The following is a 24,659-nucleotide window of genomic DNA, read 5'->3' on the forward strand; positions in this document are numbered from 1 at the left end:
CCCGCGCCAGCTCTAAACTGTGGTGGCAAGGATGTAGGTTTTCGAAATCTGCGAAAACCCAAAGTGCTCAAAAAGAGTCACCAGATCCGAGTTTTCTGCGTCCACATTCACGTCCAAACCAATGTAGGACAGGCCCGCCGCGCGGAAACGTTCAATTGCCGAATAGATCAGTGTGCGAGCAATGTTCATCCCTCGCCATTGGGGTGCGACCACGATTTCTTCGACGTAGCCTTCATCATCAAGCGGACCGTCTGTAGAAATATCGGAAGAAAAACGCGAGGCCAGTAAGTATCCAGCTAGGCGCGGTCGATCACCGAAGGTGTCGAGAGCGACGAGGCACCAGTCGCGTTCCATTGTTTCCATGCGCGCATTCCAAGCTTCGGTATTCAGTTTCGTCCATGTAGGAGGTGCAGACTGGGAAAACACCCGATTGTGTGTTTTGCGAGCAGGTTTCATCCATTCCTCGGTAAGCTTGACGATCTGCACGTAGGTGGACTCTGCCGAGTTAGTCAATGGCTCATCGAGGCTGCGGCGCATTTGTATGAACTGTGAATGGTGTTCGAATCCGATACTTTGCGCAAGTTCGAGAAGCCCTGACTGCGAGCTTTCCGCATACATGTGCACGGCCGCTTCGTCAGTTCCCGCGATATCCGCCAGTCTGCGTGCCGCATGTAACTGGCGATCCAAAAGATCTTTACCCAGTCCGCGCGCTCGCCACTGTGGAGCAACCCCACCAGATATCGTGATCGGCATGGCTAAAACAGATAGCGGCATTCGAGCAAGGCCGAAGGCCACGAGCTCGCCGTCCACCCATGCTCCCTGTGCACGCCATTCGTGAGACGCATGGAAATACGACTCAACTTCGCCGCGCGTGGTGCGAATCGGTGCGTTATCAGAATCCTCGATTCGGGATATCAGATCGAGAATCTCCGGCGCGTCCGACGCCGTGAGAGGTTGCCATTGCCACGGTGAAACACTCATCAGATATCGATTGTATAAAGAATCTCGGCCTGCCCTTCATGAAAACCGTATTCGGTCAGCACCGGTGCAAGGGAGGCTGTTGCGGACACGACGGGCACGCGCACCGTACGATATTCGCGCCGTAGCGCAATGCCCACTTGAGAAAGCAGGAGGTCGGTGCCGTTACCTTGCTGGCGAAAACCGCGGTCAATCCCATAGGAGGTGACACGCATACGCGCCAGATGATGATCAACCACGCACAGTGAATAGCCGACGAGGTGTTCGCCGTCGGTCAAAATTGCGGACGTGTACGGGTCTGATTCTGAAAGCCGTTTTTCCCATTCGTCTTCGGTCAGTGGCTGGCGACGTTCCATCACCATCGCCAACCGGTTGTGAAGGCGGCGCACTTCATCGCCATCAGATTCGTCAAGCCGGCGCAGTTCCATTCCGCGTTGCCTGAGCCGTGTGCGAGCAGATTCGGCCATCGACTTGTGCTTGGTCTCAAGGTCAAGATCCATCATCGCCCAACTGGTTTGCGGAGAGAACCCGCCTGCGGTGAGCAGCCTGCGCCTACCCATGTTGTCTGCGTGTACTTTACTGCGTATCGACGCCGGCAGGTCACGGCCTTGTGCGAGCATGAGTTGGCGCGCCCGCCCATCTTGCCATTCCAGCAGCGCCCGCCCAATACCACGCCCCCGCCACTGGGGGCGGATAAGGCCGAAAATATCGGCCTGCAGTTCTGTGAGTGGATGTGGTTTGATGACCACAAGGCCGAACGCTTGAAGTGTGCCTGCTGAATCCCAGCCGCCCAGGCTGGCGAAGTCCGCGGAGTTCTGGGAATCATTTGCCACGTGGGGTGTGATGAGCGTACTTAGGCGAGGTTCATCCGATATCCGCGGGTCCGCCGAATCGTCAATGAGTTCGCGGACGGGGTCAAGATCGTCGACGTCGAGCGGCCTCCACGTTAATCCCAGATGGGGGCTGGGCAACATGAGCTCGCGAGGAGCAGCCAGGCGCTGCTCTAGCGATCGTCCTAAATACTTGCCCGTGTGCATGCTCTCCAGTGTACCTAACCTTCGATGCGTGCCCTATGCGTCAATCTGGTCGCGCGAAATGTCATGTGCACCCTCGATAATGAAGTCTTTCCTCGGCGCGACTTCTGATCCCATGAGCAGTTCGAATGTTTCTTCCGCATAGCGCAAGGATTCTTCGTCTTCGAGGCAGATTCGGCGCAATGTGCGCCGCTGCGGATTCATCGTGGTTTCTGCAAGCTGATCGGCATCCATCTCACCAAGACCCTTATACCGCTGTATCGGTTCTTTGTAGCTCTTGCCCTGCCTCTTAAGCCGGGCAAGAATCTGGTTTAGTTCCGCATCCGAATAGGAGTAGATATACTCGCTCTTCTTTCCGCCACGCCCGGCGACTTCGATGCGGTGTAGTGGCGGCACGGCAGCGTACACTCTGCCTGCTTCCACGAGCGGACGCATGTAGCGGAAGAACAGCGTGAGCAGGAGCGTGCGGATATGTGCGCCGTCCACATCGGCGTCCGTCATGAAAATGATCTTGCCGTATCGTGCCGCATCTAGGTCGAAAGTGCGCCCAGAGCCAGCTCCCACGACTTGGATAATCGACGATACTTCCTGATTTTTCAAGATGTCCGCTGGTGATGCCTTTTGCACGTTGAGAATCTTGCCCCGGATTGGCAGTAACGCTTGGAAATCAGAATCCCGCGCAAGTTTGGCCGTACCCAAAGCAGAATCGCCCTCTACGATGAACAGTTCGGTTTTGTCGATCTCTTCAGACCGGCAGTCGGCAAGCTTGGCCGGAAGGGTGGACGTTTCGAGCGCGTTCTTCCTCCGGGAAATCTCTTTTTGCGTGCGCGCTGCAACACGGGCACGCATTTCCGCGACAATCTTTTCTAACACGCGCAGGTTTTCCGTACGTGCGTCCCTCTTAGTTGAGGTCAGCTCTTTGGTTAGGCCCTCTTCGACGACCTTCGACACAATACCGCGAATCGGCGCCGTGCCAAGCACCTCTTTTGTCTGCCCTTCAAATTGTGGCTCCGGGAAACGCACCGCGACGACGGCGGTCAGGCCCGCTAGAATGTCGTCCTTTTCGATCCGTGGATCGCGCGCAGTCACTTTGAGTTGGCGTGATCTGGCATTAATCTGGCCGCGCACCGTCTTCACTAGACCTGCTTCAAAACCTGCCAAGTGAGTGCCGCCCTTGGGCGTGGCAATAATATTGACGAACGTTTCCTCACGCGTGTCATAGCCAGTGCCCCACCGCAACGCAATATCGACGTCGCATGTACGCTCCACTTCGCGCGGTGTCAGGTGTCCCGATTTCTTATCGAGCTCTTGCACTGTTTCAGTAAACGTGCCCGAACCTGTGATATGCATCGTGCGAGTGACGGGCGCATCCGTGGCGAGGTGGTCCACAAAGTCAACGACTCCGCCATCGTACTTAAAAACCTCTTCAACAGCCTCAGATGAATCGCGTTCGTCGCGAATCACAATCTCTAACCCGGGCACAAGGAACGCTTTTTCGCGAGCCCGCTCAACAAGGTGGTCGTAGTTGAACTCGGTGTCGGCTGGAAAGATTTCCGGATCTGCCCAGTATCGCACCGTGGTGCCGGTGGACTTGCGCGGCACTTTACCCGTGACCCGCAGCTGCGAATGCGTACTAAAGGCGGTAAATGGCGAATCAGGCGTGGCCGGGCCCTTGTCAGTGAACTCACCTGGTTCGCCCCTGCGGAACGACATTTCCCACACTTTGCCGTCTCGCCGTACAGCAACATCAAGCCGTGCCGACAGCGCGTTAACAACCGAGGCTCCCACACCGTGCAAACCGCCGGCTGTTCCGTACATCGAGCCGTCAAACTTTCCACCAGCGTGCAGTTTCGTGTACACCACTTCGACGCCGGACGCGCCCGTTCCCGGAACTTCATCAACAGGGATGCCACGCCCGTCGTCGCTCACTTCAACCGAGCCGTCAGCAAACAGGGTCACCGTGATTTTTGTTGCGTGCCCCTCTGTAGCTTCGTCAACAGAGTTGTCAATGATTTCCCACAGGCAGTGCATGAGGCCCCGAGAATCAGTGGATCCGATATACATTCCGGGTCGTTTACGGACCGCCTCAAGCCCTTCTAAGACGGACAGATGGCGGGCGGTATATTCCTGTTGTTGCGAAGTTGACACGCAAGAATGCTAGCCCGAAACGGCGCGGAAATCGGTGAAGTGCACTCGGGGTGCTCACCACAATGGAAATGAAAATGGGGGCGACCAGCACCCCACGCCTGATGTGACATGTGGTTACTGAGCGAGCTGCCCCGTTTCGTCAACGATGCTCAGAGCCACCTTCTTGAGTTTGGGCATGTGCTTGCGCGCGTGGTGAGCGCAGAAAAACAGGTTGCCCGATACAAGCGCAACACGCACGAAGGCCTGCGCGTTACAGGCATCGCAACGATCAGCGGCTGTCAATACTGGTGCTTCAATTATTCTGTTCACACCATGATCAAAGCATGAAAGCACAAAATAATTCCGCACATCTCATGGTGGTTCGCCCCCGGCAAAATAGTTAGGTTGCCGCCCGGCTATGAGACAATGGCGCAATGAGTGGCACGGGCTTTGCAGTCATTGATATCGAAACCACAGGTTTGGACCCGCACACCGACCGCGTAGTGGAGATCGCTGTATTGCATCTTGATCGGGCGTTGCAAGAAACTGGGCGTTGGCAGAGCCTCGTTGATCCTGGCCGAGATACCGGAGCCGTCCATATCCATGGCATTACCACGGCCCACGTGACAGGCGCACCCACTTTTGCCGATATTGCTACCGCGCTGGCAGACAGGCTGGCCAGCCGGCTCATCGTCGCACACAACGCACAGTTCGATCGGGCTTTCCTCAATCGGGAATTCGAACGAGCAGGAGTGCCACATCGGCTTGGCGATGAATCGTGGGTGTGCACAATGGACCAGTCTCGGATCTACCTCGAGCCTGGTTCCCACTCGCTACGTGGGCTGGCCGATCGTCTGCACATTGTGCCTGGCAGGGCGCATCGCGCACTCGGCGACGCCCTCACCTGTGCGGATATTTTCCGCACGTTCGTCAGATTTGAGCAGGAAGGGCGGCGCTACACCGATGTTGCGGTCAATCGCGACGACGCCGAAGTGCGCCCAGCTCAGTGGGCGCGGGCTCGGCCGTGGAATTATTCGAGGTAATCACGCAACACTTGCGAACGCGACGGATGGCGCAGTTTTGACATCGTCTTAGACTCAATCTGCCGGATCCGCTCGCGGGTCACCCCGTAGACTTTACCGATCTCATCGAGAGTCTTGGGCTGGCCATCGGTGAGCCCAAAGCGCATCGAGACCACTCCCGCTTCACGCTCCGACAGCGTGTCCAGCACCTGGTGGAGCTGTTCTTGCAAGAGTGTGAACCCAACTGCATCTGCGGGAACCACGGCATCCGAGTCCTCGATCAAGTCGCCAAATTCGGAATCGCCATCCTCACCCAGCGGTGTGTGGAGCGAGATCGGTTCACGCCCGTACTTTTGCACCTCAATAACTTTTTCTTCGGTCATGTCGAGCTCGCGTGCGAGCTCTTCGGTGGTGGGCTCTCGCCCAAGATCTTGCAACATCTGGCGCTGAACCCTGGCCAGCTTGTTGATCACTTCGACCATGTGGACCGGGATACGAATAGTTCGCGCTTGATCGGCCATCGCACGGGTAATAGCTTGCCGGATCCACCACGTTGCGTAGGTGGAGAACTTAAAGCCCTTAGCGTAGTCAAACTTTTCCACTGCGCGCACCAGCCCCAAGTTGCCTTCCTGAATGAGATCGAGGAAAAGCATTCCCCTACCCGTGTAACGCTTGGCAAGAGAGACGACGAGGCGAAGGTTTGCCTCGAGCAAGTGGTTCTTGGCGTTACGCCCGTCACGTGCAATGATCTCCAGCTCACGGCGATACTTGCGATCTTCGATCGTGGTCGTATCAAGAAGGTGCTGCGCATACAGCCCGGCCTCAATACGTTGCGCAAGCTCGACTTCTTCAGCAGCATTGAGCAACGGCACCTTACCGATTTGCTTGAGGTAATCCTTAACAGGATCGGCGGTTGCGCCGGCAACGTGGACGCGCTGTTCCGGTTCATCGGTATCATCGGAGTCTTTGACGACGAACGCGCCCTTCGAGTCCTTACTCGACGCGGTCACGATGACGGTCTTTTCCTCATCGTCGTCCTCGTCTTCGTCGTCCTCGTCCTCAGTTTCGTCAGCACTATCGGCTGAATCGAGATCGTCAAGATCGTCGTCATCGAGGTCGTCGTCAAGATCGTCATCTAAGTCGAGGTCGTCATCAAGATCGTCGTCAAGATCGTCATCCGGATCATCTGGCGTAGCAGGAGTGGCGTCCTCATCTGCGCTATCAACATCTGCGCTATCGACGAGGTCACCGGCTTGCTGCGTTGCCGGCTGTGCAGTTTTCTTCGGTGTCGAAGTTTTCTCTGGCTGTGTAGCCTTCTCCGGCTTCGAGGCCGCCTTTGCCGTATCGGAGCTGGTCTGTGCTTCAGGCGCCGGCGTTTCTAGCGAGCTCAGTAAGTCGACAAGATCTTGCTTGCGCATATTCGAATAGCCGGATACTCCGCGGCTTTTCGCAATTTTTCTTAGCTCTGGCACTGTCAGTTTGGCAAGCTCAGAGTTATTGCCTGCTTCCTTGGCCTTCGCTGAGCTAGCCTTTGTTTGCTTAGCTGGTTCAGCTGCTGTTGGTGCCGGCTTCTGAGCGGGCTTTTGCGCTTTCTCTTGTGGTGCTGACTCGGCCGACTCCTGTGACACGGCCTTATCTGCCGAGTTGCCTTTACCCGGTTGCGCGGGCGCTTCTACCGCAGCGGTAATGTGCTCGATGAGCACAGCTTTAACGGCCCGCGAGTTGAGCTTAAGCCCGAGTTCTTTAGCGAGCGTGCGCAGCTCGGGAACCCGCATGTCGGGCAGTGAGGCGACGTCGACATTTACCTTGTGCGCAGACGTTGAAGCGGTAGAAGTCGGAGTCTGAGATACAGCCACGTGCAACCTTTCGAAAAGTGATGACAACTTGCATATTATAGCGGTTTTTGTTGAAAACCTTTATTGCTCATTGATAAGAACGCAAAATGCGCGATGATATTCCCGCGGCGTCATGTGGTCAATGTAATGTCACTCACGAACAACGAGCACGGAACACGGACATTCAATCAGTAGTTTTTGGATCTGTGTGCCCAGCATATATTTGCCATGCGACTGCCCAGCGGCTGCCGAGACAACGACGAGGCCGGCATCGAACTCTTGCGCAACATCACTGATAATTCGTGAAGGCTCGCTGTCAGTGAGGCGGACTTCAACTCGAAATGCGATATCTGCCTGATCTAACCGTTGTGCCAGTCCATCAACTTCTTCATCGACCAGGTGCTGATCGGAGTGAGCGACCGGGCGAATAAAAAGCGCCACCAGCGTGTCATGACGCCGCCGAGCGATATCAATACCCGCGTGCAGGGCATGCTCGGATTTCATCATCGGCACGATGATTGCCATAGTCCCTCCGTTCACGCGTGTGCATCGTCCACATGTTCTTGGTGTGCCCGTCGCCAGCTTAGGCTTGTTCGCTTTGCTGCTGACAATAATTCACCGGCGGCTGTAAATCTACAAACAGAGCCCGCAGGACGAGCTTAGCAAGAGAATATTCAGAGTCCGACTGGGCTGCGTGCATGGCGTTTTTGTATGCGCGCTCATGGTCATTCTGCCACCACGACAGATAGCCAGCGACGGCGAAAGCCGCCGGATCGTCGTCGTCGGAATAGCGTGCAATGTATTCGAGCAGGTCGACGATCTGCGGCAGATACGTGGCTGAATATTCGTTGGCATCACATAGCCGCTTAGCTAGCTGAGCCCGCGGAATACGAGTGACATTGGTCACCGCGTTGTTGACGGCGCACACGATCACGCGATCGCGTAACAGCACCGAATCTAACCCTGCATTGAGTAGGCCAATGGCCTCATCCGAAGGTACACACTGCTCAGGTTCTATCCCCTGCCGAAGCAGATCGAGCACTTCTTGCCACACATTGGCGCATTTGCGGCGCAGCCTGGTCCGTTCGCGCTCATCGCGCGCCGACTCAACCGCGCATTGGCGGCTCGACCATGGCAAACGAGCAGGTTCATCCTTTGGTTCTGTGTCAAGGGGCGCCGATCCTTGGAAGACGAGCTCCATCACTCCGGGAGACTCGTTGAGCTCGGCGAAAGATCCCACGAGGCCGCGCGCAACAAGTTCTTCTACCGATTGGCCGTCGACGTCGCGCACGTCCATGAGTCCAGCCCAATGCGTGTAGTCGGTGATACCCACGCACACGTATCCGTTAGGCCCGTATCGGCAGTCCAGAAAGCTTTGGGCTGCCAGGCCTGCCGTATCCAGCAGATCCATCGACGTGGTATCAGCGAGCATGGCGGCCATGTCTGTGCCATACCAGGCGATGGCAAGATTCGTCACATTGAAGACGTCGATGAACTCTAAAACGGTATCGATAAGTCCGTGTGGCACGCCCTGATCGGCATGCGCGCGGATGAGAGGCCCGCTCATCCCATCCGGCTCGGTTGCAAGCGCAAGCAGGACCACGGAGTTGTGTGGGCGAAAGCCCATGAGGTGAGGCGTCAAAGCCAAAGATTCATGTTGGTGTGTAAGTCGTATTCTATCCATGCCCTCATTCAACTCTTTTGTGTACCGCGAGCTTTTCCGGCGGTAGTCAATTGTGGATTAACATGACGTTTGGCAACCTGTGGTTAACTCGACGCAGTCTCGATATGCTCAACCCATGCAAGACTTTCGTGCCGCAGTATCTCAGCGGATCATCACAGCTCTCGACGAATCGGCTCCGTTCATCGATGACGAGCGGGCACTGAGCATTTGGAAAGAATTTCTGCGCCCCGTCTACAGCCTTGCCGAGGCTGGAAAGCGCACCCGAGCGTTGCTCGTAGCTGCCGGCTGTGAGGCATACGCGCCAACACTCTCACCGATCCACGCGGGAACGGCCGTGGAGCTTTACCAACTATCGGCACTCGCCCATGATGACATCATCGATGAATCTGACACCCGCCGCGGCGTGCCTGCGATTCACCGCAGTTTTTCCACCAGTCACCGGGCGATGTCGATGATGGGCGATTCCGGGAGCTTTGGGCGCAAGTCTGCAATCTTGGCAGGAGACTTCCTATTATCGCTTGCCGCTTTGGAGTTCGAACGCGCCGAACACATGAGCGCAGACGCCTTCGCAACAGCGCGCAAACTCTTCCACGAAATGACGGCGGAAACCGCATACGGCCAATACCTCGATTTTCGAGCTGAACTTACCGCGCTCAACGACGATCAGGCTAGCGCAGTATCCGAAGCCCTCCTTGTTGTGCGGCACAAATCAGCCCGCTACTCCGTTGAGTTGCCGCTCCTCATCGGCGCCGCCCTCGCGGGTGCTACCGACACCGATCTGACTCACCTGTCGCGAGTCGGCCGCCCTCTCGGAATCGCATTCCAACTTCGCGACGACGAACTGGGCATCTTCGGCAAACTCGAAGACACCGGAAAGCCGGCTGGCGGTGACATCACCGAAGGTAAGCGCACTGTGCTCCTCGCCCTCACCCGGGGAATGGCCGACGCCGACGCCGTCGTGAACATCGACTCCCTTCTCGGCAAAGAACTGTCGCCTACTGACGTCGCCTACGTGCAGCGAGTCGTCACCGAATGCGGGGCATATGATGCTCACGAAGAGATGATCACTCGCTACGAACAAGAGGCGCTCGTTGCGCTCACGCACATTCCCAGCTCGCCCATACTGCATTCAGTAATGGAAGCACTCGCAACGCGGCGCAGCTAAACCCGCTTAGCATCACCTCGTGACGCACCCCTTCGAGCGACAACGTTCGAAGGGGTATTCCTTACACCATATTTTTGAAAATAAGTGGAAACACGCCGAGAGGTGCGCTAATGTCTCATGTGAATCATAAATAACATTTACATCTCGACTCACAACAGTCACATGTAAAACACGTGCAAACACGGAGGTTCCATGTCCTCATGGATTAAGCGCTCGGGAGCTGCGCTCGCGGCGGCCACAGCGGCAACGATCATTACTCCTACCGCCCACGCAGACGCAGTGGCTAACACCACACAGTCGCGAATTCCTATTTTTACGTCTCCTCTCATGACGTATCAGGTCAAGCCGGGCGATACCCTCAGCGCTATTGCTCATCGCACTGGAACCACCGTGAGTGCAATTGCGCAGGCAAACAATCTGCGCAACCCGAATCTCATCTTCCCCGGTCAGCAGCTTCGCATTCCTGGGCCGGCAAACGTTTCCCAGCCGGCGCCAGCTCCGCAACCAGCGGCCACGCCAGCACCTGTCACGCAGATCTACCGCGTGAAGGCAGGCGATACGCTCGGGAAGATTGCACGCCAGCACGGCACCACTGTTGCCAAACTGGCTGCCGACAACAACATTGCTAACCCGAACATCATTCGCGTTGGCCAGCGTCTCACCATCGGTCAGGCCGCACCGGCGCCGGCCCCCGCGGCCACGCCTGCACCAGCACCGGCTCCTGCGCCCAAGGCTGCGCCTGCACCTCAGGCCGCGCCGGCTGGCACTACCTACACGGTCAAGGCCGGCGATACGCTCGGGAAGATTGCACGCCAGCACGGCACCACTGTTGCCAAACTGGCTGCCGACAACAACATTGCTAACCGGAACATCATTCGCGTTGGCCAGCGTCTCACCATCGGTCAGGCCGCACCGGCGCCGGCCCCCGCGGCCACGCCTGCACCAGCACCGGCTCCTGCGCCCAAGGCTGCGCCTGCACCTCAGGCCGCGCCGGCTGGCACTACCTACACGGTCAAGGCAGGCGACACGCTCGGTAAGATCGCCCGCCAGCACGGGGTGTCCGTTGCACAGCTGTCGGCTGCCAATGGAATCTCTAACCCGAACAGAATCTATGTTGGCCAAAAGCTCACGATTGGCGGCGCAACGTCTGCTCCTGCACAGCAGGCAGCAGCCGGCGCGCCAGCCAAGAAGCAGTTGGTCACCAATAACTTCCCCGGATACACCTATCCGGACAAGACTGTGGCAGCAGCGAACGAAAACAAGCACGCGCTCATTTCGAAGAGCGTGCCCTCGCGCGCTGAGATGCAGCAGATGGTTGCCGACGTCGCACGCGACATGGGTGTTGACCCTCGCCTGGCTCTTGCGCACGCCTACATCGAATCCGGTTTCGATGCCACGGCAGTCTCCCCTGCGAACGCGATTGGCACGATGCAGGTGATTCCATCGTCGGGTGAATGGGCATCCGATCTGGTCGGCCGCAAGCTCGATCTGCTTGACCCCTACGACAACGTCGTTGCCGGCGTGGCCATCATCCGCCAGTTGCACCGCGCGGAGTCGAATTTCGACGTCGCTGTTGCGGGCTACTACCAGGGTCTGGGAGGCGTGCGAAAGTACGGCATGCGCCCGGATACGGTGAACTACGTGGCCAAGATTAAGCAGGCCATGAACCGCTTCTAACATACCGACACGCGAAGCCGATCAGTCCATGCCGGGCTGATCGGTTTTGCGCGCTATTGTAGATATCGTGAGAGCACCAGACCCACTGCTAGGTACAGTCCTCGATGGCAGATACGCCATCTCCGCGCGCATTGCTCGCGGAGGTATGGCCACTGTTTATCGGGCAACTGACGAGCGCTTGCAACGCGAAGTTGCTCTGAAGGTCATTCATTCGCATCTGGCTGAGCAGTCTGATTTTGTGCGCCGGTTCATTTCCGAGGCTCGGTCTGCTGCGCGCCTGTCAAGTTCTCACATTGTTGCCGTGCATGACCAAGGGATCGCGGACACTCCCACAGGTGAACGGCCCTACCTTGTGATGGAGCTCATTTCTGGTCCGGATCTTCGTTCTGAACTGACGGCCCATGGGTCTCTTCCGCTCGGTATTAGCCTCGAACTTATTCGTCAGGTGCTCACCGGGCTTGCAGCTGCTCATTCGGCGGGCATCATTCACCGCGATATCAAACCGGAAAACGTGTTGCTGGCCGCTCCCCTTGAACCAACTGCCATTGAGCCCCGCTTGACGGCCAAACTTACGGATTTTGGCCTGGCTCGGGCAGCGTCTGATGCCACGTCGACTCAGACGAACACGATGCTCGGCACGGTCGGTTACGTTGCACCCGAGTTTGTGGCAGATGGCACCACGGGTAAGACGGGCGATCTGTATTCGGTTGGCGTGATGCTCTACGAGCTGATTGCGGGCCAGCTGCCGTTCCAAGGGGAGTCTGCCCTGTCGGTTGCGTACAAGCACGTTAACGACACGATGCCGCGGCTTTCGGATCTTGCTGACTGGATTCCGCCCGAGGTGGACTCGCTGATTGCGCTCCTCACTGCGAAGAGCCCGTCCAAACGGCCACAGGACGCCTCAGCAGCACTCGACGCGCTTATCGACATCTCAGAATCATTACCTGAAGAACTCCTCATTCGCCGTATTCCTGTATTTCCCACAGCCAAGCCGGTCTCTCACACCACCGACGAGGCCGCTTCTATCCCTGCTAACCCGCCGGCGAAGACTGCCGTCATGCCCGCGAAGGCACCGGACGCCGCCGAGTTGCCGGCCAAGGCCACGCGTAACGACACCGCTAAAACGGAACGGCCCGCGCGCAAGCGCAGGGTGTGGCCGCTGCTCATGACCATCCTTCTCGTGCTTATCGGCGCTGGAGCTTACGGCACGTGGTGGTACTTCTCGGAAGGTCCCGGACAGCGTGTAGAGGTACCCGTGGTTACTGGTCTGTCTGAAGCTGACGCACGCGCATCGTTGGAAGCAGTTGGTTTCCCCGTCGACACCACCACAACGTTTTCCGACGACGTCGCTGCCGGGCTCGTTGTTGACTCCGATCCCACAGCCGGCACGTCCCTTCATCCTTCCGAAACTGTGACCCTCGTCGTCTCCGCTGGCGTTGAGCACGTCGACGTCATCGACGTCGTCGGACAAACGTCCGATGAGGCCCAAGCCGCCCTCAAAGAGGCGCGGCTCAACGCCGTCGTCGAAGAAGATTACTCTGAGACCGTGCCGCAGGGCCAGGTCATATCGCAGACTCCAGAACCGGGCACGTCCGTTCCGCACAGCTCGCAGGTCACCATCACCGTGTCTTTGGGTCGCAAGCCGATCTCGGTGCCGGACCTGACCGGAGCGTCACTGGACGACGCCTCTGCTCGCCTTGCCGAGTACGGACTCAGTGCAACCACCACGGAAGAGTTTTCAGACACGACGCCGCAAGGCCACGTCATCTCCCAAGAACCAGCCGCTGGCACCACGCTCTATCGAGGTGATTCCATGAACCTCACGGTCTCGAAAGGCCCGGAGCTGGTGGAAGTACCGAACGTGTTTGGCATGCAAGAAGGCGAAGCCACGACAACACTGGAAGAAGCCGGTTTCGTCGTCAGCTACGACCGGTTCCTTGGCGGATACTTCGGCACTGTGCGAGCGCAGTCCCCCGGTGCAGGCGAACGCGTCAAGCCGGGCAGCACGATCACGATCACGATCGTCTAAGCGCCCATCACGGGCGCCCGCTTAGCGTGAGCTTAGGCTAGAAATCTTCGCGCAAGATCTCCGAGACTAAGAATGCCAGCTCGAGCGACTGCTGATGATTAAGCCGAGGGTCAACGAGCGTCTCGTAGCGATCGCCCAGCGCTTCTTCCACGATCTCTTCAGATCCGCCGAGCACTTCAGTCACGTCGTCGCCAGTGAGCTCCATGTGTAGCCCACCCGGAATTGTTCCCATTTCGCGGTGTACGCGGAAGAATCCGCGTACCTCATCCAGCACGTCGTCCAAGCGGCGGGTCTTGAACCTGCCCACTGAGATCGTGTTGCCGTGCATCGGATCAGACATCCAATTAACCGGGCGACGATCGCTCTGCACGGCCTCGATAATCTGAGGTAACACCTGCTCAACCTTGTTCGCACCGAGCCGGGTGATCAACGTGAGCCGGCCTTCCTTGCCCTCCGGGTTAAGCTTGTCCATCAAACCGAGCAGTTCATCGCGCGTGGCCGTTGGGCCGATCTTCACACCGATTGGGTTTTGTACCTGGGCGAGCATGGCAACGTGTGCGCCGTCCACGTCACGTGTGCGCTCCCCGATCCACAGGAAGTGCGCGCCCGTGTTGTATGGCAAACCCGTGCGCGAATCAATGCGCGTCATCGCATCCTCGTAGTCGAGCAGTAGCGCCTCGTGTGAAGAGTAAAAATCGACTGTTCGCAACGACTCCGAATAAGCGCCAGCAGCTTTCATGAACTGCATCGCCCGATCGATCTCCGTGGCGAGCGTCGTGTAACGGCGGTACGCCGGATTCGAAGAAAAGCCCTTATTCCACTCGTGCACCTTCGCGATATCCGCAAAACCGCCACCGGTAAACGCGCGGATCAAGTTCAAGGTTGCTGCCGAATGCTGGTAGGCCTCCACCAACCGGTGCGGATCTGGCGTGCGAGTCGCAGCAGAGAACTCGTGGCCGTTAACGGCATCGCCCATGTACGAGGGCAGTTCCACGCCGTCGCGAGTCTCCATCGGATTCGACCTCGGCTTAGCGTACTGCCCGGCCATCCGCCCAACCTTAACAACCGGCACCGACGCCGAATAGGTGAGCACGACAGCCATCTGCAAAATCGTGCGGATTTTCGCGCGAATACGATCAGCCGTGGCGTCCGCAAACGACTCCGCGCAATCCCCACCCTGAAGCACGAACGCTTCGCCGCGGGTGGCTTTAGCGATTTCTTTCGTCAACGAATCCGCCTCACCTGCAAAAATGAGCGGCGGAAGGGTACGCAGATAGTCAACGGTCGTCTTCAGAAAATCAGGATCCGGATACTGCGGTTGATGCTTTGCCGGAAGTTTCTTCCATCCCTGGTCAAGAATCGTGTCATCTGCGTCGTTAAACATATCTTGATTGTAAACAAATTCTGCGCCGCAGTTGGCAGGCAGTCCGCAAAGCGAAAGCGCGCGAAGGGAAATCCCCTCGCGCGCTGCCGCGTCACGTGATTGTGTTACTCAGCCTTGGGAGCCGGAGCCCACTTCTGGCCGATCTCATCCATCATTTCGGTGAACCAGTCCTGGCTCACGTCGAATGCCTTGTGGCCGGCGATGCGGTCGAACTCGATGGTCCGCAGCTCGTCGCCACGCTCTTCATCGTGACCAACGACGCCCGAGACGCCTTCCTTCGCCGACTTCACAGCGTGATCGGTCATCTCGCGAATGAGCTCGAGGTCGGTGTCGTTCGACTTGGCCGAGCGTGAGAAGTAGCCCGACTTTTGCACCATCACCTTTTCGGCGCCAATGATTTCAGCGAACTTGTTCGCAAACCACTCACCCGGGTTGATCGTGTCGAGTTTGACGTGGCCGAACGCGTCGCGTTCCACCTCGCCGCCGCTTTCCAGGATCTCTTCAATGATCTCTGCAACGCCCGCACCCTCGGACAGGAAGATGTTGACGTTACCCTGCTCGTCCATAATCTTGCGTAGTCTGGAAGCCTCCACGTCCAGATCGAAGGTCATCTCCGGCAAGTAGAGTGCGTGCACGTCCCAGCGTTCCTTCGTCAGGCCAGCCGAGGGCACCCACTCCTGTTCCTTCACCCAATCGCGGTAGTACTTGGTTGCCTGCGCGGCAAGGTAACCACAGTTACGGCCCATGATCTCGTGAATGATGAGCATGCGCGGGTTTGCCCGGTGCTCACCAACAATGTTCTGCGCAAACAGCGAGGCCTGCTCAGCAGCCGTGTAGGCACCGAGCGACTGGCGGATCGGAACAATATCGTTGTCGATAGTCTTCGGCAGGCCGACCACAGTCAGTTCGTAGCCGTTCTCATGCAGGTAAGCGGCCAGATCAGCTGCGGTGGTGTTCGTGTCATCGCCACCGATCGTGTGGAGCACGTCCACGCCGTCAGCTTTCAGCTGATCGGCAGCGACCTCGAGAGCGTTCTGGCCAGGCTCGATCAGGCCGCGCTCAATGAGATCCTTCGAGTTCGTGAGCTTCACACGCGAGTTACCGATCGGCGAGCCACCGAATTTCGTAAGAATGTGTGCCTTCTTGCGCGCCTCGTCGTCGAACACAACATAGTTGCCCTTGAGCAGACCATGGTATCCATGCTGGTAGCCGATGATTTCCGCATCGGGAATTTCTTTCGTGTAGCGCTCAATGAGATCGCCAACGGCTGTGGAAAGGCAGGGAGCGAAGCCTCCTGCTGTGAGTAATGCAACACGGCGGATTGTCATAGTACCTTCCTTTAACAATGTCGCTCCTTCGCGACGTTTGTTTGCCAACGCTTATCATCTTACCGATTCTTGACCACTTCGCGGAGGATAATCGGCCTACTGCTCCCCCGTCAGCGTAAAGCGATATGGTGAACACTATGCGGGAAAAGGATTCGGGTACTGACTGGGATGCCGAATGGGTGGCAATGCAGCACAAGATGGCGCAAGAGCGCGGTTTTCGCACGTGGTCTCCCCCGGCAGATGACGAGCTTGTAGATGAGCCTTTCGACCCGGCAGACCTTCCCGATTCTCCACCGGTGTCGCCAGCTTCGCGGCCTGATTTAGCCCGGCTGTTCTTCTTAACGACGGCGGCCGTCGCGCTTCTTTTCCTTCTCGGTTTTGCCGGGGTGATCGCCCTGGATCAATCGTGGTGGATCGTGCTGGGACTCATCGGCTTTGGTTCAGCGGCCGGCGGAGTTTTCGTGAGCGCTCCCTGGGCGCACAATCCTGACGACGACGGCACGCGCGTCTAATTGTCGGAGGGCACTCGTTAGCCTATGGGCATGAGACACCGCAATGGCCAGCGCCCAGGTGCACGCCTAGACCTCACTCCCTCTCGCCCGCATCGAGAGGGCACTGCTGCGCCACAAGAAGAGCAACTGGCGTTGGATTCACTGGGTCCGAATCTTTTCGATGTTACGTTCCTCGTGCTTGATTTAGAGACGACGGGCGGCCCACCGGGGTTGAACGCGATCACCGAATTTGGTGCGGTGAAAGTACGCGGAGGGGAAGTTTTTGACGAGTTTACCACGCTCGTTAACCCGGGGGGGGGGGGGGGGGGGTAGTGATCGAACCGCACATTACGTTGCTGACCGGAATAACAAACGCAATGGTTGCTCTGGCTCCGGATATCTCGCAGGCGATGGGCGAGTTTTTAGAGTTTCTGGGCGATGACCCCGACGTGGTGCTCGTTGCCCACAACGCTCGTTTCGATATGGGCCACCTGCGTGGAGCGTGCGCTGGCTTGGGCATTGACCTACCAAAACGCAGGGTTGTGGACACACTCAAGCTGGCTCGCAAGACTTTTACACGGGACGAAGCACCGAACTATAAGCTGGCAACGCTCGCCCGGATATGCGGAGCCAGCGTGGAACCAACCCATCGGGCACTCGATGATGCGCGCGCAACCGTTGACGTGCTGCACGCCATCCTCGCTCGGCTGGGCGGTATTGGGGTCACTCATCTTGATGATCTGCTCACTGCTGCAGATCCCGTTCCGCAGCACCGCCGTGCCAAGGCCGTGCTCGCCGATGGTTTGCCGCGCGGACCAGGCGTCTACAGGTTTATCGGGCCGGGCGGCGAAGTGCTCTATGTTGGCACGTCAGTCAACGTGTATAAGCGGGTGCGCCAATATTTCACCGCAGCTGAAAAGCGTAAGCGTATGGCTGAAATGGTGGATCTTGCGGTGTCAGTTGACGCTCAGGCCACCAATACTGTGCTCGAGGCCAACGTGCTCGAAGTTCGCCTTATTGACGAACTTGATCCGCCGTATAATCGCCGCTCGCGGCGAACCCTGAGCCGTCCGTGGATCGCGCTCACAGACGAAGCCCATCCGCGTTTGAAAGTGTGCCGGAAAATCACTCGACCCCAGATGGGTAGCGCTCTTGGACCGTTTACTTCGGAACGTCAGGCGCGTAACGCCATTGAGCTCCTCGAGTCGGTCAGCGGGATTCGTGAGTGCACGCAGGTCATTCCACTGGCTCCTGATGGCCGCGGCGCGTGCCATCTTGCCGAGCTTGGTAAATGTTCGGCGCCATGCTTGTCGGGAATCCGGCAAGTAGAGCAGGTGTCCGCCGTCGAACTGGCGTTGGGCGGGCAGGTACGTGACAGCGTGAACGCTTCACTGGCTAAAATTCGCAACCTGAGCTCCCAGCGGCGCTACGAGCAGGCGGCTGGTGAACGAGATCGGCTCTACAGCCTCGTAGCAGGCGCTAAAAACTATGAAGAGTTTCGCTCGTTGGTTGGCAACGAACGTATTATCGCCGCAGCTCCTGCAAACGATGCAGCTCCCGGAAGCACGGGCTGGGATGTGGCCGTGATTGACTACGGGGCTTTGCGTACCACGATGAGTGCGAGCACGATCGAGGAGGTCCCTGCCGTGGCACGATTCCTTGATTCTGGATATCCGCCAGCTACCGAACCGGAATTTGCGAGCCAGCACGTTTCTCACGACGAGGTACGGATCCTAGCGCAGTGGCTATTTCGCGACGACGTCCAGTTGCTCCACGCAACCGCGCCGGATTTATTGGCGTGGAGCCGGGCAGGAGCCTTTTCGCTCAAGCTGCCAAACAGATCGGCCAACCACACCGGCATGCGTGAATAATCTGAATAATGGTGGCACGCGCATTAGAATTGTTGTATTAGCGAGCAAGGAGCATTCATGATTACTGCAATCGTCATGATCGACGCCGAGGTCGATCACATTCCCGAAGTTGCCGACGCCGTAGCCAGCATCAAGAGTGTTAAGCGAGTCTATTCCGTTACTGGCGACGTCGATTTGATCGCCATCGTGGCGGTTCCCCAACACGAGGATCTGGCAACGGTGATCCCCGACCAGATCGCGAAGGTTCCGGGAGTGAAAGAACTGCAGACCTATCTGGCCTTCCAGGAGTTTTCCCGCGCAGACCTCGAGGCTGCTTTCGACATCGGACTCGACTAATGAGGCCAAAGGCCGAGTAGGAGCTGAATAGTCTAGACCGGGCGAGCGGCCAACGCCGCATCGCCCGGTCTATCCCAACATCCCAGGGTTATTCTGAGGGTCTAAAACTTTTTCGACAGTTCGATCCAGTTCGTCAGCAGATCGGATGCTTTTCCGGAGTCGATCGTCGCTTCCGCGATTGCCAGCCCGTTGCGCATCCGCTCCACGAACGTACCATCGTCCGGGCGTACACCTTCGAGGCGGCCATCTGCAACGATAGCTCCGGCCGCGTTGAGATTGACTGAATCTCGCACGGGCCCTTTTTCGCCATCCAATACCCGCCGAGCAACGCCCGCATTATACGTGGCATCCTGGCCTCGCAGATCCTCAATATCGGCTTTTTCCAGGCCAAGATCGGAGGTCGCGTCCAACTCGTGGTAGGTGATCTCACCATCGCGAACTTCCCACACCTCGTTCATACACACAGTGGATAGTTCATCTAGACCATTCGTACCGCGGAAGACGAGCGCGCGATTATTGCGCCTTGCCAACACTCCGGCCACGAGCGGAGCGTGGTGCTTGTTTGACACGCCGATAGCTCCCGCTTCTGGTTTAGCCGGATTAGTCAACGGTCCGAGCACGTTGAACGCAGTTCCTACGCCAAGTTCTCGGCGTGCGGTCGCCGCATATTTCATCGACGGATGGAACAGGTTTGCAAACAGGAACGTGATGCCCAGCTCGTCGAAAATCTTTTCCACCGCGTGCACCGGCAGGTCGAGTCGGATCCCAAGAGCTTCCAAGCAGTCAGCAGAACCAGACTTCGACGAGGATGCGCGATTGCCGTGCTTGACCACCTTGATCCCCGATGCGGCAATGATGAGCGAGGCCGTCGTGGAAATGTTGACTGTGCGAAGCCGGTCGCCTCCCGTGCCCACGATGTCAAGAGAATCCGTATCAAGATTGACGGGCGCAGCATGTGCCTGCATGGAGTCAGCGAGGCCGAGCAGTTCGTCCGTCGTCTCCCCTTTTGTTGCAAGCGCGGTCAGAAAACCGGCAAGCGACACCGACGACGTCTGCCCACTCATCACGCGATCCATCGCCCACGCAGTCTCTTCGGAGCTCAGATCAACACGGTTAATGACCTTGGTCGTAATCTCTGGCCATGTGTACATTAAGCAGCGACCTTCTCCCTCAAAATCTCAGCAACCGCGGCATGCAACGTACGCGGATCAACCGGGTGCTCCACGATCGCGTTCGGCTTTGCTACGCGGGCGAGCCATTCATCTTGAGGGCGCCCAATGAGGATCACGTAGGGCATGTCTGGAACAAGCTCGTCACGAACCATCTTGCCCAACCCGATACCGCCGAGTTTGGCAGCCTCACCATCGAGGATGAGCAAATCAAAATGGTTCTCTTCCACGAGCAGGTAAGCGCCTTCCCACGTGGCGGCCTCAGTCCAATTGATCTGCGGAAGTCCCCGCTCAACGCGGCGCCCTACCGCGAACATGACATCCTGCCGAGTAGTGCGATTATCGGAGTAGACGAGAACTTCGAACGGCTTGCCGTCCTTATCGTTGACTTCGGATCCCATAAGTTTTCTCCATATCTAAGATCTCGTTCCATAGTACCGAGTTCGATACAAAACAGTGAACTCAGGCTCGCAGTTCCAAGCGCGAGACGAGGGCGCAAGTTTGCGCCCACGCCCTCGTGCATTCACACAGCTGCTAGGCCGTGCTAATTATTTCGCTTCGTCTGCCTGCTTGCCCTGGTCACCGGGAGGATTGGGGCTTGGCATCTGGTCGATGATGTCAACCACTGCAGCGAAAGCCGGAGCCGTGGTTGAATTCTCGCCACCGTCCGATGCCGGCACTTGGAGCAAAACGCGTGAGCCCACGGGAATCCCGGAAAACTTGTCGAAGACGCTCCCGTTACCGATGAGCACTTTTTGCGGGCCGAACTGGCCATAGGTGACCTCGGATACCGAGTTGTCCCACGACGACATCGCGTACTGCTGGTACATGATTGTTCCAGCTTCCCCTACGGGTTCACCCTTACCTTCTGCAATGACGGTGACCTGGGGTTCGCCTTCGGGAGCCTTCACGCCATCTTTCACCTTGACAGTGACGGGCTTGCCGAGCTCACCTGTGATCTCCACTGGTAGTTCTGCCAGGTCAACCTTCATCTCGGCGTCGACGTGGCCGGCGTCGTTAATACCGAGTGCTGAGTGCAACTCAACGTAAAACGCGATCGTATCCGTACCACCAATTCCCGCATTCGGCTGGCCGGTCGGACCATAACCGTACTCGGGCGGAATTGAGACGATCACTTTCGATCCCACGGGTAGTCCGCTCAGACCTTCCGTCCAGCCACGAATCACTTGCTGCAACGAAAACGAGCTCGGCTCACCGCGTTCGAAAGACGAATCGAAAGGATCCGACGATCCCCACACCTGCCCCACATAGTGAGCAACGACGACGTCGCCAGCCTCGACGATCCGGCCCGTGCCTTCTTCCACGACCTCAACCTTGAGGCCCTCAACGGGATTTGGCCCCGGGAATGCAAGCTTGGGGTGCTCACCGGACGTGTCTAACGTGGGCATGTCCGTGCCATATTCGATAGGGCTCGCAGTCTCACTCGGGTCTGCGCTCGGAGAAGGATCATCGCTTCCCGAACAGCCGCTCAAAAGTAATGCCAGCGCCGCAACCATGGCAAGTTTTCGCATCTATTCTCCTCACAAGAATATTCCCCACCCAAAGGTGGGGAATACCAAAAACGTATCAGTGGAACGAGTCACCACACGCGCAGGTACCGACAGCCTGCGGGTTATCGATCGTGAATCCCTGACGTTCAATCGAATCAGCAAAGTCGATCGTGGCACCGTCCAAATAGGGTGCCGACTTCGCGTCCACCAACACTTCGACACCGTCGAAGTCGCGAACCAGGTCGTCATCGAAGAAGCGCTCATCGAAATAAAGCTGGTACATCAGGCCGGAGCAGCCACCGGGCTGGACGGCAATGCGTAGACGCAGGTCGTCACGGCCTTCCTGGTCGAGAAGAGACTTGACCTTATTCGCAGCGACCTGTGTGAGGGTCACGCCGTGAGTCTGGGTGTCGACCGTTTCGCTCATAGTTACCTCCAAATAAGTTACTGGTCTTAGAGTACCCGTTTGCTGGCTGGCGTCTCTAGACCCGCGCCGCGAGCTTAAGCTTTAGGCGCACCCCTGCACTCTATCGGGTAACGATCGCTGGCGCTACGGGGTTAAAAATCCCAGCCCCACGTGCGGGCTATCCGTGCCACGGCGTCGTCGAGAAGCGGCGGGATCGTTGATATGGCTGCCAAATCGTCGCTATCGCCAGCAAAGGCGCGCTCGGGGCGCAGCTCGTAACTACCGTGCAAACCGAGCCGCGGCAGTTCACCTTTACGCAAACCCGAACTGTCAGTGAGAAGTACCACTGGCACGCCGATATCCTGTGCTTGGGTAGCTGCGGCGTGCAATCCGGTGGGTAAATCGACGCCGACTGCCCCGCACACGTACACCACAAGATCAACGTCACTGGGCACGGACACCAGATGCTCACCGATCGTGCGTAGTTGCCCGCCCATGAGATCAAGCAACATTCCTAAACCGCCGCCCACGCCGGCCCACCCGGCTCGCGGATTGATAGTTGGCCCGTTGAGGAGCGACGTACGCCCAGCCCGTTGCGCTGCTCGGGTCAGTTCGACCACCCATTCTCCCGCGCGCCGCTCAAAGTTTTGGGCCGCAGCACCATCTGCGCCGGCATCATGCCACGCCCTAGCCATGCCGCCCACTCCGGTCAGCGGCAGGTCGCCACTATAGGTGGCAGTCAGCCGCAGGTCGCCAAGCGTGCGACGTGCCCTGGCAACGATGTCGCTCAGGTCGAAGGGCTCTGCGAGGACATCGAGTTCTACTCCGGCGAGCTTGCCAAGGAATCCAAGCCCCAGATCTGAATGGGTCATGAGCCTCGGCACGTGCACGTGCACCGCGGTCGAGCCCGCTTCTTTGAGCGCAAGAATATCGCCACCAAGAAAGGCGGTGGATCCAATCGGCGAGCCCTCCCCCGCCCAGCTCACCGCGTCTGCCAGATCGATGAACGCGGCGCCGGGCCACGTCCAGTGCACGCGGCGCGGCGCGGTGTCGATATAGTTCGGTTGCGCGTGTGGATGCCGTGCGGCCACGACGTCGTCAAGACCAGTGCCCACGTGCGCAACCGTCTGGCCCTCGGACGTGAGCAGGCATTCGACGTCGTCATCGCGCACGGATAGCCACGCGCTCATCGCCCGTGTGGCAACAGCGCGTGGCCCCATGCCCGGCAAAGCCGAACAGATGAGTGCGACTTTCAGTGTTATTCTCCGAGCCTCGTCAGCAAAAGCGCTTCGGCAACAATGGCATGCCGCCAGTCGCCAAGGTGCAGGGATTCGTTCTCAGAGTGTGCGCGGGTGTCCGGGTCTTCCACGCCGGTCACCAGAATCTGCGCCTTCGGGAACACCTTCGAAAGATCAGAAATGAATGGGATTGACCCGCCCACGCCAATCTCCACCGAATCGGTGCCCCAGGCTTCACTCAGTGCCCATTGCATGAGCTTAAACGTGTCCGTACGCTCGCCAGCTTCGAAGGACGGGCCGCGCTCGTCGATCGTCACGTCGACGTGAGCGCCGAATGGAGCGTTGGCCTTGAGGTGTGCCACGAGAGCATCGGCGGCTTCGGACACGTCCTGACCGGGAGCAACGCGCAGCGAGAGCACAAAACGTGTAGACGGGATGAGAGTGTTCGACACGAGATCCACTGGTGTCACGTCCATCGCGGTCACAGAAATCGCGGGTTTGGTCCACATCCGTGACGTCAGCGATCCCTCACCGGCAAGTTGTACGCCCTCGAGCACGCCGGCATCCGCACGGAACTCCTCTTCCGGATAGTCGACGTCGGTCTCATCTTTCGACACCAGACCTTCGATCGCGACGTTTCCGGCCTCATCGTGCAAGGTGGCAATCAGGCGCGAGGCCAGCGTGACCGAATCAAGCACCGGTCCGCCATACATACCCGAGTGCAGTGCGTGATCGAGCGCACTAACCGTGACTGTCACTTGAGTAACGCCGCGCAACGACGTCGTCAGCGCAGGGATTCCCACTTTCCAGTTACTCGAATCGGCGACGACGATGACGTCCGCTGCCAAATCGTCCTTGTACTTTTCGAGGAAGTCGACGAAGGTGGGCGAGCCTATCTCTTCTTCACCTTCGATAAACAGGACGATGCCGACGCCGGGGCGCGCCGCTTCGATGGCTGTCAGGTGGGCGATCACGCCGGCCTTGTCGTCGCCGGTGCCGCGCCCGTACAGGCGTCCATCACGCTCAACAGCCACGAAAGGTTCGGAATCCCACAGGTCACGATCGCCTGGAGGTTGCACGTCGTGGTGTGCATACAACATGACAGTCGGCTTGCCGGGTGCGGCCGGGCGGGTCGCCAAAATAGCTGGGCGGCCCTTCTTACCGTTTGCTTCCAACTCGATGACGCGCGTGTCTAACCCGAGCTTGTTGGCACGCTCGGCGATCCACCGGGCGGATTCCACCATGTGACGCTGATCGAAAGAATCGGCGGACACGGAAGGAATCGCAACCAGATCAATGAGGTCCGCGGTTGCCTGCTCCATACGTTCGTCAACTGACGCAATAACATCTTGATATCCCATGACCATAGCCTAC

At 58.1% G+C, this 24,659-nt stretch carries 23 protein-coding genes; 8 read left to right on the plus strand and 15 right to left on the minus strand.

The window, feature by feature from the left end; translation table 11 throughout:
- Positions 1-12: 12 nt before the first annotated feature.
- The 4 genes from EL234_RS00970 to EL234_RS00985 all read right to left on the minus strand — a co-directional run bounded on the left by EL234_RS00970 (position 13) and on the right by EL234_RS00985 (position 4,469).
- Positions 13-981, minus strand: a complete 969-nt coding sequence (locus tag EL234_RS00970) for a GNAT family N-acetyltransferase (RefSeq protein ID WP_126415714.1) — start codon at positions 979-981, stop codon at positions 13-15.
- Positions 981-2,015 carry a GNAT family N-acetyltransferase gene (locus EL234_RS00975; protein ID WP_126415715.1) on the minus strand — a complete coding sequence of 345 codons (1,035 nt, stop codon included), beginning with the start codon at positions 2,013-2,015 and terminating at the stop codon, positions 981-983. The genes EL234_RS00970 and EL234_RS00975 overlap by 1 nt, the downstream gene beginning before the upstream one ends.
- A gap of 33 nt (positions 2,016-2,048) precedes the next feature.
- Positions 2,049-4,160 carry a DNA gyrase/topoisomerase IV subunit B gene (locus EL234_RS00980; RefSeq protein WP_126415716.1) on the minus strand — a complete coding sequence of 704 codons (2,112 nt, stop codon included), beginning with the start codon at positions 4,158-4,160 and terminating at the stop codon, positions 2,049-2,051.
- Between the two features lie 114 nt (positions 4,161-4,274).
- A complete protein-coding gene (locus EL234_RS00985; RefSeq protein WP_126415717.1) occupies positions 4,275-4,469 on the minus strand; it encodes a DUF7455 domain-containing protein in 195 nt (64 codons plus the stop codon).
- 104 nt (positions 4,470-4,573) lie between these two features.
- Here EL234_RS00985 and EL234_RS00990 point away from each other — a divergent pair, with 104 nt between their 5' ends.
- Positions 4,574-5,182: a 3'-5' exonuclease gene (locus EL234_RS00990; RefSeq protein ID WP_126415718.1), complete on the plus strand. Its 609-nt coding sequence runs from the start codon at positions 4,574-4,576 to the stop codon at positions 5,180-5,182.
- Here the strand turns inward: EL234_RS00990 and EL234_RS00995 are convergent.
- The 3 genes from EL234_RS00995 to EL234_RS01005 form a co-directional block, all read right to left on the minus strand.
- Complete coding sequence (locus EL234_RS00995) at positions 5,170-7,017, minus strand: RNA polymerase sigma factor (protein ID WP_241969033.1); 1,848 nt, start codon at positions 7,015-7,017, stop codon at positions 5,170-5,172. The genes EL234_RS00990 and EL234_RS00995 overlap by 13 nt on opposite strands.
- A gap of 129 nt (positions 7,018-7,146) precedes the next feature.
- Complete coding sequence (locus EL234_RS01000) at positions 7,147-7,521, minus strand: universal stress protein (RefSeq protein ID WP_126415719.1); 375 nt, start codon at positions 7,519-7,521, stop codon at positions 7,147-7,149.
- Between the two features lie 58 nt (positions 7,522-7,579).
- Positions 7,580-8,644 carry a DUF4192 family protein gene (locus EL234_RS01005; RefSeq protein ID WP_164712266.1) on the minus strand — a complete coding sequence of 355 codons (1,065 nt, stop codon included), beginning with the start codon at positions 8,642-8,644 and terminating at the stop codon, positions 7,580-7,582.
- A gap of 151 nt (positions 8,645-8,795) precedes the next feature.
- Here EL234_RS01005 and EL234_RS01010 point away from each other — a divergent pair, with 151 nt between their 5' ends.
- The 3 genes from EL234_RS01010 (at position 8,796) to pknB (ending at position 13,551) form a co-directional block, all read left to right on the plus strand.
- The gene (locus tag EL234_RS01010; RefSeq protein ID WP_126415721.1) at positions 8,796-9,845 is read left to right on the plus strand and encodes a polyprenyl synthetase family protein; all 1,050 of its coding nucleotides are present in this window, start codon (positions 8,796-8,798) and stop codon (positions 9,843-9,845) included.
- Between the two features lie 192 nt (positions 9,846-10,037).
- Positions 10,038-11,522 carry a LysM peptidoglycan-binding domain-containing protein gene (locus tag EL234_RS01015; RefSeq protein ID WP_126415722.1) on the plus strand — a complete coding sequence of 495 codons (1,485 nt, stop codon included), beginning with the start codon at positions 10,038-10,040 and terminating at the stop codon, positions 11,520-11,522.
- A 67-nt stretch (positions 11,523-11,589) separates the two neighbouring features.
- A complete protein-coding gene (gene pknB, locus EL234_RS01020; protein WP_164712268.1) occupies positions 11,590-13,551 on the plus strand; it encodes a Stk1 family PASTA domain-containing Ser/Thr kinase in 1,962 nt (653 codons plus the stop codon).
- Between the two features lie 37 nt (positions 13,552-13,588).
- Here the strand turns inward: pknB and EL234_RS01025 are convergent, their stop codons facing one another.
- Positions 13,589-14,935, minus strand: a complete 1,347-nt coding sequence (locus tag EL234_RS01025) for a class II 3-deoxy-7-phosphoheptulonate synthase (RefSeq protein WP_126415724.1) — start codon at positions 14,933-14,935, stop codon at positions 13,589-13,591.
- 104 nt (positions 14,936-15,039) lie between these two features.
- Positions 15,040-16,263: a pyrophosphate--fructose-6-phosphate 1-phosphotransferase gene (locus EL234_RS01030; protein WP_126415725.1), complete on the minus strand. Its 1,224-nt coding sequence runs from the start codon at positions 16,261-16,263 to the stop codon at positions 15,040-15,042.
- A gap of 137 nt (positions 16,264-16,400) precedes the next feature.
- On the opposite strand from EL234_RS01030, the gene EL234_RS01035 reads away from it, so the two are divergent.
- The 4 genes from EL234_RS01035 to EL234_RS01050 are packed head-to-tail and all read left to right on the plus strand — an operon-like array spanning position 16,401 to position 18,961.
- Positions 16,401-16,775, plus strand: coding sequence for a hypothetical protein (locus tag EL234_RS01035; RefSeq protein ID WP_126415726.1), 375 nt, complete (start codon positions 16,401-16,403; stop codon positions 16,773-16,775).
- A gap of 30 nt (positions 16,776-16,805) precedes the next feature.
- A complete protein-coding gene (locus EL234_RS09530) occupies positions 16,806-17,087 on the plus strand; it encodes an exonuclease domain-containing protein (protein ID WP_164712270.1) in 282 nt (93 codons plus the stop codon).
- Positions 17,087-18,625, plus strand: a complete 1,539-nt coding sequence (locus tag EL234_RS01045) for a DEDD exonuclease domain-containing protein (RefSeq protein WP_126415728.1) — start codon at positions 17,087-17,089, stop codon at positions 18,623-18,625. The genes EL234_RS09530 and EL234_RS01045 overlap by 1 nt, the downstream gene beginning before the upstream one ends.
- A gap of 57 nt (positions 18,626-18,682) precedes the next feature.
- A complete protein-coding gene (locus EL234_RS01050) occupies positions 18,683-18,961 on the plus strand; it encodes an Lrp/AsnC family transcriptional regulator (RefSeq protein ID WP_126415729.1) in 279 nt (92 codons plus the stop codon).
- Positions 18,962-19,062: 101 nt separating this feature from the next.
- Here the strand turns inward: EL234_RS01050 and trpD are convergent, their stop codons facing one another.
- The 6 genes from trpD to EL234_RS01080 all read right to left on the minus strand — a co-directional run bounded on the left by trpD (position 19,063) and on the right by EL234_RS01080 (position 24,646).
- Positions 19,063-20,112 carry an anthranilate phosphoribosyltransferase gene (gene trpD, locus EL234_RS01055; protein ID WP_126415730.1) on the minus strand — a complete coding sequence of 350 codons (1,050 nt, stop codon included), beginning with the start codon at positions 20,110-20,112 and terminating at the stop codon, positions 19,063-19,065.
- On the minus strand, positions 20,112-20,531 hold the full coding sequence (locus EL234_RS01060; protein ID WP_126415731.1) for a DNA-binding transcriptional response regulator: 420 nt from the start codon (positions 20,529-20,531) through the stop codon (positions 20,112-20,114). The genes trpD and EL234_RS01060 overlap by 1 nt, the downstream gene beginning before the upstream one ends.
- 147 nt (positions 20,532-20,678) lie before the next feature.
- On the minus strand, positions 20,679-21,662 hold the full coding sequence (locus tag EL234_RS01065; protein ID WP_126415732.1) for an FKBP-type peptidyl-prolyl cis-trans isomerase: 984 nt from the start codon (positions 21,660-21,662) through the stop codon (positions 20,679-20,681).
- Positions 21,663-21,717: 55 nt separating this feature from the next.
- Positions 21,718-22,068, minus strand: coding sequence for a HesB/IscA family protein (locus EL234_RS01070; protein WP_126415733.1), 351 nt, complete (start codon positions 22,066-22,068; stop codon positions 21,718-21,720).
- A 131-nt stretch (positions 22,069-22,199) separates the two neighbouring features.
- A complete protein-coding gene (locus EL234_RS01075) occupies positions 22,200-23,237 on the minus strand; it encodes a hypothetical protein (RefSeq protein WP_126415734.1) in 1,038 nt (345 codons plus the stop codon).
- Between the two features lie 68 nt (positions 23,238-23,305).
- Positions 23,306-24,646 (minus strand): dipeptidase, encoded by a 1,341-nt coding sequence (locus tag EL234_RS01080; protein ID WP_126415735.1) that lies wholly within the window; start codon positions 24,644-24,646, stop codon positions 23,306-23,308.
- Positions 24,647-24,659 lie beyond the last annotated feature (13 nt).

It is taken from the genome of Trueperella bialowiezensis (assembly GCF_900637955.1).
Taxonomy (GTDB): Bacteria; Actinomycetota; Actinomycetes; order Actinomycetales; family Actinomycetaceae; genus Trueperella; species Trueperella bialowiezensis.